Raw genomic sequence first — 9,826 nt, 5'->3', positions numbered from 1 at the left:
GAGTTCTGGGGCCCGGACGGGGGTGCCTGAGGGAATACGGCGGGGCGGGCCGGCGGCGTGGGGATGCCGGCCCGCCGGGGAACCGCGGTCAGTAGCCGGCGACCGGCCGGCGGTGGCAGATCGCGCGGATCCGCTCCTGGACGCGTGCCCGCAGCGCGGGATCGAGCGCGTACGTGGTGTTCGACGTGTTCTCCGTGGCGGTCAGCACCTCGTGGACGAGGCCCGCGACCTCCGCGACGTCACCCGCGTCGAAACCGCGGGCCGCCATGCTGTTGCTGCCGAAACGCACGCCCGACGTCACCATCGCGGAGTGCGCGTCGCCGACGATCCGGTTCTTGTTGACGAGGACACCGCACTGTTCGAGGGCCTTCTCGGCGTTGACACCGGTGACGCCGTACGACGCAAGGACGTCGGCCACCACGATGTGGTTGTCGGTGCCGCCCGAGATGAGCCGCACCCCGCGGCCCGCGAGCTGCTCGGCGAGCCCCGCCGCGAGGTCACGCACCCGGTGGATCCTGGCCGTGAACTCCGGGGTGGTCGCCGCCCCGAGCGCGTACGCCTTGGCGGCGATGCTGTTCACCACGGGCGCGCCCTGGATCAGCGGGAAGAGGCCGCTCTGCAGCGTCTGCCGGAGCGTGCGCCCGGTGGGGAGGACCAGGTCGGCCGAGTCGCCGAGCAGGATCAGACCGCCGCGCGGACCGTAGAGCTGCTTGTGCGTGCAGGTGGTCACCACATGGGCGTGGGCCAGCGGCGACGGGTGCAGGCCGGCCACCACCAGACCGGCGATGTGGGTGATGTCGGCGAGCAGATACGCCCCCACCTCGTCGGCGATGGCGCGGAACGCGGCCCAGTCGAGCGTGCGCGGATAGGCCGTGGTGCCCGCGACGATCAGCCGCGGGCGGTGCCGCAGGGCCTGGGCCCGGACCTCCGCGTAGTCGATCAGTCCGTCGGCCCCGAGGCCGTAGCTGTGCGCGTCGAAGATCCGGCCCGAGATGTTGACCGAGGCGCCGTGGCTGAGGTGGCCGCCCGCGTCCAGGTCGAGCCCCAGGATCGGGTCGCCCGGCTTCAGCAGGGAGTTCATGACGACCTGGTTGGCGGTGCTCGCCGAGTGGGGCTGGACGTTGGCGTAACGGGCGCCGAAGGCCTGCTTGGCGCGCTCGACCGCGAGCTCCTCGACCTTGTCGACGTTCACACAGCCGGCGTGGAACCTGCGGCCCGGGTAGCCCTCGGCCGTGACGTTCGCGAAGAAGCTGCCCTCGGCGAGCAGCGCCGCGGGCGTCACCGGGCTGCACGAGGCGACCAGGGCGAGGGTCTCGCTCTGCCGGCGGAGCTCGTCGTCGAGCAGCCCGTACAGGGCCGGGTCCCCGAGCTCCATGGAGTGCAGGGCGTTTTCGTAGAAGGACGACAGCGGAGCGGTCGGGGCGGAGAGCGTGGGCAGACCGACGGCGTGGGTCATGGAGTCGCGTCCAAACTGTGAGAGCGGCGGTCGACGGGTGGGGGAGTGCGGGGGGTGACGGGTTTTTCGGGGGCGCTTCAGGCGCGGGGCCGGGGGGCGCGGCGCAGGGGGGGGCGGCGCAGGGGGTGCGGCGCAGGGGGGTGCGGCCGGTCCTCAGAAGTTCGGCGTCGAGAGCATCGCCGCGACCTTGCGGTCCGGGTCCTCGAAGCCGCGCCGGCCGTGCATCACGCGCTTGTTGTCGATCATGACGATGTCCCCGGCCTCCCACTGGAGGTCGACCCGCACCTGCTCGGTGGCGTCGAGCGCGTCCCAGCGGACGTGCTGCGGGATGGTCGACCCGTCCTCGAAGGACACGAGCGCCCCGGAGCCCAGGTAGCTGTTGCAGAGCGTGGGCGCGTCCACGTAGGGCGCCTGCGGGACCGCGGAAACGGTCCACTTCCAGTTGAGGTTCCCGGCCTCGTCGAAGTCGTACGCGAAGTCGTCGAACGTGGCGAACAGTGCCTCGAGCTCGGCGCGGTCGGCCGTGCCGAACACCCGCTCCTGGTGCTCGGGGGCGGTCGGGAAGGGAAGGCGCCAGGTCAGCCGGAGCCGGTCGAACAGCTCGCGGGTCTCCGGGGCGAGCCGCTTGTACGCCTCGACTCCGTCGTAGACGGTCGTCTCACCGTCCTCGTCGGCCGGCCGCACGCAGTAGAACCACTGGAGGCCCGGGTGGAGCGGGCAGTAGCTCATCTCGGAGTGCGCCGGAATGGGATTCCGGTGCGCGTCGACAAGGAGCACGGCGCCGTCGTCGGAAATCGTCTCGCGGTTGGGGTTCTGGTGGAAGAAGAGCTTCGAGGAGAACTTCTGCACGAGTGCGCGGAAATCGTCGGCGGTGGCCCCGAAACCACGGAACATCAGCGTGCCGTGCTCCTTGAAGAGCTCGGCGATCTCGTCGTGCGGAAGTTCGGCGAGGGGGAGATCCGCGCTCTCGATCACCAGACCGTGGTGATCGGAAAGGGGAGCGGTTTTGAAGGAGGTATTCGCCATGAGAATTCCTTGTGAGGAGAGGCCCTGACTTTCGATCACGACGGCGACGGTAGACGGGCGTCAAGTCGGCGGACAATACCGGGGCCCTGGACGGATCCGGTCAATGGCGGGGGCGCGCAATTCCGTCCAAGGGGTGGACAGAAGCAATGTCCCCTAAATAGGTGTCACGGCTTTCGGGGGCGTGTGTTCGCACCGCACGGCCGCGAACATGGGAGGCCGACCGGTACATGCGGTCACTCCCCCGTCCGGCAGTGGAAGGCAATGCGGTGCAGGATGACCTCGGGCTCGACGCCGTACGTGGCAGGCTGGCGGAGATCTGGTGCGGCGCCCTCGCCGTGGACCACGTCGAGGACGGCACGGACTTCTTCGCCGTCGGCGGCCGCTCCCTGCTCGCGGTCCAGGTCACCGCACGGGCCGCCGACGTCTTCGGCGTCGAGGTGAGAAGCAGCGACCTGGCCGTCGACGCCTCGTTCGGATCCATGGTGGAGCGCGTCACGCAAGCCCTGCCCTCGGTCACGGGGAGCGCACGTGCTGCTTGACGCGCCCCCGGCCGTACCGGTGCTCGGTCCCGCCGACTGCCACATCTGGTGGACCGATCCGGCCACGGTCACCGACGACTGCCTCGCCCTGCTCGACGGGGTCGAACGGGAGCGGATCCCCCAGCTGCGCAGGACGGAGGACCGCCGGCGGTTCATCGCGGGACGGGCCCTGCTCCGCACCGCCGCGGCCGGCTACCTCGGCCTGTCGCCCCGTCACATCGAGGTCGTCGCCCGCTGCCCCGACTGCTCGAGGAACCACGGCAAACCCGAACTGCCGGGCAGCGGGCTCCAGGTGTCGGTGTCCCACTCGGGCGACCGGGTGGGCGTCGCCGTCACCCGGGCCGGTGCCGTCGGGATCGACGTGGAGGAGATCAGCACCTCGGTCTCCCCCGCCGAACTGCTCCCCCATGTCATCGGGCCGCTGGAGCCCCGCACCCCCGCCCACGCCACCGCGAGCGGCTTCCACCGGATGTGGACCCGGAAGGAGGCGGTGCTCAAGGCGACGGGTCTGGGGCTGCGGGTGCCGCTTTCCGAGATCGGGGTGTCGGCGCCGGACGAGGAGCCGCGGGTGCTGTTCGTCGGCGGCCCTGCGGCCAGGCCGGCCGAGGACTTCGTCCTGGCCGACCTGGAGGCGGGCGGGGGCTGCGCGGCCGCTGTCGCGGTGATCGGCGGCGGGGCACCGGCCTTCACCGCGTACTCCCGGAGCCGTCCCTCGGCCGCCGCCTTCAGCGCGGGGCCGCCGCGGACTCCGGGGACCGGGCGCTGAGCGGCCTCATGTCCGTCCACACCTGCTCGATGTGGTCGAGGCACTGCTGCCGGTCGCCGCGGAAACCGTCCGGCTCCCAGCCGGCCGGCGGCTCGCGGTCGGCGGGCCAGAGCGAGTACTGCAGTTCGTGATTGCGGACCACGAGCTGGGTGCCGATGCCTTCGGACGTCATGTCTCCACCTGCTGTCGTTGTCTGGATTCGAGGGGCGCGGACGGGCCGCGCGGGGCGGTCAGGGCGGCACGGACCAGCTGTGCCTTGTTGTGCGCGCCGAGCTTGGAGCGGATGCGCTTCACGTACGTGTCGACCGTGTGCTGACTGATGCCGATCCGCCGGGCCGCCTGGTCGTGGGTGCAGCCCTCGACGAGATGCCTGAGCACCTCGCGCTCCCGCGGGGAGAGCGTGGCGACACCCTGCCGCGCGGCGGGGCCGGCATTGGCAGGAGCCCGCCCCGGCCCGGCCACGCGCCGGATGGCGTCCACGAGGAGCAGCGGCGCGTCGTCGAACGGATGGGTCTCGCCGACCCGTTCAGGAAGCGCATCCGCGGCCGGTCCGACAGCGATCCCGCCGACCGTCCTCTCGGCTGTCAGCAGGACCGTCCGGGCCGCGGGCACTCCGGCCGTCCCGTGCGGAGGCTCCGGCAGCTCGTCGAGCAGGCCCCGGTCGAGGACCAGGCAGTCGACGGTGCCGGCGGCCACCGCGAAGGGGGTGCCCGTCGCGAAGGCGACGTGGATGTCGTCCTCCGCGTCGAGCAGATGGCGGATGCCGAGGAGCGCGAGCTGGTTCCGGACGAAGATCCCGGCACGCGTCATGTCGACTCCCCGTCTTCGCTGGTCCCGGTCCGCTCCGGCTGTACGGCGCCAATCTCCCGGACCGGAGGCACGGCGGGAAGACGACTCCGCTGGCCCGTTGGGGCCCTGGACAGAAGGGGACATCGGACGGCGCGGTACGGCTCCACCAAGGCGGGGGGCGGGTCACGGGGTGCGGAGGCACGCCGAAACGACCGCCCTACGAAGGGGTGGCCGGTCTTCCAGAGGCGGCCGGTCTTCCAGAGGTGGGGCGGCCGGACGCGGAGGCGCGTACGAGACGGCTCAGCGGTTGTCCGAGAGCCAGCCGTTCTGTACGGCTCGCACGCCCGCCTCGAACCGGCTCCGCGCCCCGAGCCGGGTCATCAGCTCGGAGGCCAGCCGCCGGGCGGTACGCGGCGACACCCCGAGGCGCTTGGCGATGGTCTCGTCGGTGTGGCCCTCGGCCAGCAGGACGACGACCATGGACTGCTGGTCGGTGAGCCCCTGGTCGTCGGCCCTGCTCTCCTCGTTCAGCGGCCGCGCGCCGCTCCACACGCTGTCGAAGAGCGCGCAGAGCGCGGTCAGCGTGCCGTGCCCGGTGAGCACCACGGCACCCTCCGCGCTGTTGTCGCTGTTCACGGGGATGACGGCGGCCTTGCGGTCGACGACGATCATCCGGGTCGGCAGCGTCGGCACGGTCCGCACCTCGCCGCCCAGCTTGGACAGCCAGCTCACGTACTGGAGGGTGTGCGGGCTGTTGCTCGCGCTGTTGAGGTAGACCGTCCGCATCCGGACACCGCGTTCGAGCAGCTCGCGGTTGAGCGGCTTCGCGGCCTCGATGTGCTCCGGCAGCTGGGGACCGTCCGGGGCGAAGGTCATGACCTCCTCCCGCGTGTCCCGGGTGAGGGCCGCGAGCCGGTCGCGGATCTGGTCGATCCCGGTCAGCCGCTCACTGTTCGAGCGGGTGTCGGCCGGCTGCGCCTCCGCGTACTCCGCGATCAGCCGGGCCGCGGCCGCCCGCGAGTCCTCCAGCTGTTTCTGGTGCGCCGCGAGTTCGGCCTGCTGCCGTGCCATCAGCATCTGCAGGCCGACCTCGGGCGATACGGGCCACAGCTCGCCCTCCCGGTCGTAGGAGGGGCGAAGGAGGGCCAGTTCGCTGAGGGTGTCCAGAGCACCGCGGACCTGCTCGGGTGCGAGTCCCAGTCGCTCGGCGAGTTCCGCCACACCGTCGCGCGGTCGTGCGAGAAGGCCCCGGTATACGGCCTCGGCAATGGAATCGAGACCAAGCGACTTGAGCACGGTGCGTCTCCCCCCGGAGCTCTCGCAGTAAAGGCAGCCACATCATCACACGCGTGGCTCGTTTTCTACAGAAGGTGACGTGGACGGTACCGGCCATTGCCGGAATGGGACTTCTGGTGCTCTTCTCCCGTGTTCGCCCTTTTGGGAAACTGCGACACGTGTATCTCGTTCACACCGAACTCCTTAACAGGAAGGCGGGCTTGTGCATCCCTCAGAACCTCGGGGATCTCCTGCGCGCCCTGGCGCACCCCGGCGACGGCGTGGAACATGTGGTCATCCACCCCCACCCGGAACACGGGGTGACCGTGGGCGTCTACCTGCTCGCTGACCGTCTCTTCGAAGCGGAGGAGACGGCGGCGAGACTGTGCGGACGCGCGGTGGCCGAGACGGGTCCGCTGCCGGGGTGGCGGGTCGGTCGTTCCGAGGCGCCGCTGCTTGCCCCGTACGGCCTCGACGGGCTGTGGTCCGAACACTGAGAGGCGGCCCGCTGACCTCTTCGGTCCAGGGCCCGTTCCGTCCACCGGATCTCTCTTCCGAAGGTGTTTCCGCTTGGCGAAGCTTTGTCGCACAGAAGGAACAACTCACGTACTTCGGAAGGGATTCATCCGGTGCTGCGCTTTCGTTCCGCCCGCTGGGCTGCGGTTCTCCTCACGGCCCTCACTCTCATGACCCCGGCGTTCGCCGCCTCCGGCGCCATCACGGACACCGCCGTCGTCAGCGGCCCCGCACCGGACGACATGATCTGGGGCTGACCCCTGGAGCCCGTGACCGGGAGCCACGACCTCCGGCACGAGGCGCCCTGGACGGCGCGGCTCCGGTACGAGATCTGCCCGGTGCGCGTCCGGTACGAGCAGGCCGGGGCGGACCGCGAGCGTCGCCGCGTCGACCGGACCGGCGAGAACGTCGCCCCGAACCGCCAGTGCCACCGCGTCGACAAGCCCGGCGAGGACGTCGCCCACCAGCACCGGGTCCCGGGTGGGACGCACCGCTCCCGTCCCCTCGCACCCCGGGCAGAGGGCCATGCCGAGGCTCGTGACCCACGCCGCGTACGGCGCGCCGCAGGAATCGCACTCATCACAACGCCGGCCCGAGCCCATGCCCCGCCCCCCTGAGACTCATCAGCTCTCAGGGACCTTCCCCCCTCGCCCCGAAAACGAACGGACGTTTACGGCCACGTCGGCCCGCACCGAAGCACTCATATGTGCGGCTCCCCGCACGCACGTGCGCTCGGTGCGGAAGAATGGTGCGGTGACCTCTCCCCGTGCCCCGCGCACTTCCGCCCCGGTGCCCCGGCTGATCGCCACCGACCTCGACGGCACGCTGCTGCGCGACGACAAGTCCGTCTCCGAGCGCACGGTGGCCGCCCTCGCCGCGGCCGAGCAGGCCGGGATCGAGGTCTTCTTCGTCACCGGCCGCCCGGCCCGCTGGATGGACGTCGTCAGCGACCACGTCCACGGCCACGGCCTCGCGATCTGTGCCAACGGCGCCGCCGTCGTCGACCTCCACGCGGGAGGCACCTTCCTGGAGGTCCATCCGCTGGAGCGGGCCATCGCCCTCGACGTCGTCCGGGCGCTGCGCGCCGCCGCCCCCGGGACCTCCTTCGCGGTCGAGCTCACCACCGGCATCCACTACGAGCCGCAGTACCCGCCGTTCTACCTGGACCCGGGCGCGACGGTCGCCACCGCCGAGAAGCTGCTCTTCGAGGAGACGCCCGGCGCCGCGGCCCCCGTACTCAAGCTGCTGGCCCAGCACCCGGAGCTCGACCCGGACGTGTTCCTGGCGACGGCGAGGGCGGCCGCGGGGGAGCGCGCCTCGTTCACCCGGTCGAGCCCGACCGCCCTCATCGAGATCAGTGCGCTCGGCGTCTCCAAGGCCTCGACGCTCGCCCTGTGCTGCGCCGAGCGCGGGATCACGGCCGACGAGGTGGTCGCCTTCGGCGACATGCCCAACGACATCGAGATGCTGAGCTGGGCGGGCCGCTCGTACGCGATGGGCAACGCCCACCCCGACGTGACCGCCGCCGCCTCCGGCCGTACGGCGGGCAACAACGAGGACGGCGTGGCCGCCGTCATCGAACAACTGCTCACCGAGGTACGAGACGCAGGGGAGCACCCCCGCTAGAGGCAGCCCAGGAGCGACGCCTCCGCACAGCGCCAAGAGCGGGGCCTCCCAAGAGCGGGGCCTCCCAAGAGCGGGGCCTCCCAAGAGCGGGGCCTCCCAAGAGCGGGGCCTCCCTAGAGCGGGGCCTCCCAGACCACCGTGGTCCCGCCCCCGCCCTCCCCGACGCCCGGTCCGCACCAGCTCGCGCCGCCCAGTGACTCCGCCCGTCGCGCCAGGTTGCGCAGGCCGCTGCGGCGCCCGCCCGCCGGGATGCCGACGCCGTCGTCCGCTACCGAGAGCCGTACCCCCGCCGAGCCGTCGGGCAGGGTGACACCGGCGTCGACCACGACCTCGATCCGGCTCGCCTCCGCGTGCCGGAACGCGTTGGAGAGCGCCTCGCGCAGCGCGGCGATGAGGTTCTTGCCGGTGAGGTCGCCGACCGTCGAGTCGATCGCGCCGACGAAGCGGTGCGCGGGCTTGAAGCCGAGCGGCACGGCGGCCATGTTGATCTCCCGCAGGACACGGGTGCGCAGCCCCGAGGGCGCCTCGGCGGGTCCCTGCTGGAGCGCGAAGATCGCCGTACGGATCTCCTGGATGGTCACGTCGAGCTCGTCGACCGCCTTGCCGACGCCGTCGCGCACGGCCGGCACGATCGACCTGCGCTGGGCGCTCTCCAGCATCATGCCGGTGGCGAAGAGCCGCTGGATCACCAGATCGTGCAGGTCACGGGCGATCCGGTCACGGTCCTCGTACACGGCGAGGCGCTCCCGGTCCCGCTGCGCCTCGGCCATCATCAGGGCGAGCGCCGCCTGCGAGGCGAACTGGGTGGCGAGCGTCCGCTCCGCCTCCGTGAACGGGCGGGCCCCCCGCACCCGGGGCGTGGCGAGCGCGCCGAGCACCCGGCCGCCGCTCTGCAGCGGCAGCATCATGCTCGGCCCGTACGGGGAGGTCAGCCGGCTGCTCATGCGCGGGTCCCTCGACGCGTCCGCCACGAAGACCGCCTCGCCGTCCAGGAGCCGCCGCACCACGGCGTTCTCCGGCGGGATCACCTCGCCAAGGGACGTGGTGTGCCTCGGCGAGGAGACGGCGACGATCTCCAGGCCGCCGTCCTCGGCGGGCAGCAGCACGATCCCCGCGTCCGCTTCGGCGAGCCGGCGGGCCTGCTCGGCGACGACCGTGAGGGCGTCGTCCGCGTCACCGCCGGAGAGCAGGGCGGTGGTGACGGCGACGGAGCCGTCGATCCACCGCTCGCGCTGCCGGGCGGCCTCGTACAGCCGGGCGTTGCCGATGGCGATGCCGGCCTCGGTGGCGAGGACCCGGACCATGTGCGCGTCGTAGTCGTTGAACTCGCCGCCGCCGCGCTTCTCCGCGAGGTACAGATTGCCGAAGACTTCGCCCTGGACCCGGATGGGGACGCCGAGGAAGCTCGCCATCGGAGGATGTCCGGCGGGGAACCCCGCCGAGCGGGGATCGGTGGACAGATCGGCGAGCCGGATCGTCCCGGGCTCCCGGATCAGCGCGCCGAGCAGTCCGGCGTGGCCGTCGGGGCGGTGCCCGATCCGGCGGGCCAGGTCCTCGTCGACGCCGAAGGTGACGAAGTCCGACAGTCCTTCGCCCTCCTCGTCGACGACGCCGATGGCGGCGTAGCGGGCGTCGGCGAGTTCGGCGGCGGTCTCGCAGATGCGGTCGAGGGTGGAGTGGAGTTCGAGCCCGGTGCCGACCGAGCGCATGGCCTCCAGAAGCTGCGGCACGCGGGCGGTGAGCTCGGTGGACAGCCCCTGGAGGCTGCGGGCGGCCTGGGCGGCGGCTTCCAGGGGGTCCGAGGCGTCGGTCATGGGCTTGAGCCTAGTAAGT

11 protein-coding genes are annotated in these 9,826 nt (G+C 71.9%); 5 read left to right on the top strand and 6 right to left on the bottom strand.

The window, feature by feature from the left end; genetic code table 11:
* Positions 1-88: 88 nt before the first annotated feature.
* Positions 89-1,456, bottom strand: a complete 1,368-nt coding sequence (locus tag ACZ4VK_RS23005) for a serine hydroxymethyltransferase (RefSeq protein ID WP_468354884.1) — start codon at positions 1,454-1,456, stop codon at positions 89-91.
* Between the two features lie 153 nt (positions 1,457-1,609).
* Positions 1,610-2,482 (bottom strand): TauD/TfdA family dioxygenase, encoded by an 873-nt coding sequence (locus ACZ4VK_RS23000; protein WP_468354881.1) that lies wholly within the window; start codon positions 2,480-2,482, stop codon positions 1,610-1,612.
* Positions 2,483-2,748: 266 nt separating this feature from the next.
* Here ACZ4VK_RS23000 and ACZ4VK_RS22995 point away from each other — a divergent pair, with 266 nt between their 5' ends.
* Both ACZ4VK_RS22995 and ACZ4VK_RS22990 read left to right on the top strand, forming a co-directional pair.
* Positions 2,749-3,021 (top strand): phosphopantetheine-binding protein, encoded by a 273-nt coding sequence (locus ACZ4VK_RS22995; protein ID WP_468354878.1) that lies wholly within the window; start codon positions 2,749-2,751, stop codon positions 3,019-3,021.
* Complete coding sequence (locus ACZ4VK_RS22990) at positions 3,011-3,787, top strand: 4'-phosphopantetheinyl transferase family protein (protein ID WP_468354875.1); 777 nt, start codon at positions 3,011-3,013, stop codon at positions 3,785-3,787. Before ACZ4VK_RS22995 ends, ACZ4VK_RS22990 begins: the two co-directional genes overlap by 11 nt.
* Here the strand turns inward: ACZ4VK_RS22990 and ACZ4VK_RS22985 are convergent.
* From ACZ4VK_RS22985 to ACZ4VK_RS22975, 3 genes are all read right to left on the bottom strand, one after another.
* Positions 3,747-3,959 carry an MbtH family protein gene (locus ACZ4VK_RS22985; RefSeq protein ID WP_389680126.1) on the bottom strand — a complete coding sequence of 71 codons (213 nt, stop codon included), beginning with the start codon at positions 3,957-3,959 and terminating at the stop codon, positions 3,747-3,749. The genes ACZ4VK_RS22990 and ACZ4VK_RS22985 overlap by 41 nt on opposite strands.
* Positions 3,956-4,597: a helix-turn-helix transcriptional regulator gene (locus ACZ4VK_RS22980; RefSeq protein ID WP_468354871.1), complete on the bottom strand. Its 642-nt coding sequence runs from the start codon at positions 4,595-4,597 to the stop codon at positions 3,956-3,958. The genes ACZ4VK_RS22985 and ACZ4VK_RS22980 overlap by 4 nt, the downstream gene beginning before the upstream one ends.
* Positions 4,598-4,876: 279 nt before the next feature.
* The gene (locus ACZ4VK_RS22975; protein WP_468354868.1) at positions 4,877-5,872 is read right to left on the bottom strand and encodes a helix-turn-helix transcriptional regulator; all 996 of its coding nucleotides are present in this window, start codon (positions 5,870-5,872) and stop codon (positions 4,877-4,879) included.
* Between the two features lie 200 nt (positions 5,873-6,072).
* Here ACZ4VK_RS22975 and ACZ4VK_RS22970 point away from each other — a divergent pair, with 200 nt between their 5' ends.
* The 3 genes from ACZ4VK_RS22970 (at position 6,073) to ACZ4VK_RS22960 (ending at position 7,993) form a co-directional block, all read left to right on the top strand.
* On the top strand, positions 6,073-6,348 hold the full coding sequence (locus tag ACZ4VK_RS22970) for a hypothetical protein (protein WP_468354865.1): 276 nt from the start codon (positions 6,073-6,075) through the stop codon (positions 6,346-6,348).
* A 132-nt stretch (positions 6,349-6,480) separates the two neighbouring features.
* Complete coding sequence (locus tag ACZ4VK_RS22965) at positions 6,481-6,624, top strand: hypothetical protein (RefSeq protein WP_468354862.1); 144 nt, start codon at positions 6,481-6,483, stop codon at positions 6,622-6,624.
* Positions 6,625-7,120: 496 nt separating this feature from the next.
* On the top strand, positions 7,121-7,993 hold the full coding sequence (locus ACZ4VK_RS22960; protein WP_468354859.1) for a Cof-type HAD-IIB family hydrolase: 873 nt from the start codon (positions 7,121-7,123) through the stop codon (positions 7,991-7,993).
* 113 nt (positions 7,994-8,106) lie between these two features.
* Here the strand turns inward: ACZ4VK_RS22960 and ACZ4VK_RS22955 are convergent, their stop codons facing one another.
* Positions 8,107-9,807 carry a sensor histidine kinase gene (locus ACZ4VK_RS22955; RefSeq protein ID WP_468354856.1) on the bottom strand — a complete coding sequence of 567 codons (1,701 nt, stop codon included), beginning with the start codon at positions 9,805-9,807 and terminating at the stop codon, positions 8,107-8,109.
* Positions 9,808-9,826: the final 19 nt, after the last annotated feature.

The organism is Streptomyces sp. NPDC028711, assembly GCF_055565415.1.
Note: the sequence above shows the minus strand (reverse complement) of the source record. Positions and strands in the feature narration are given on the sequence as shown.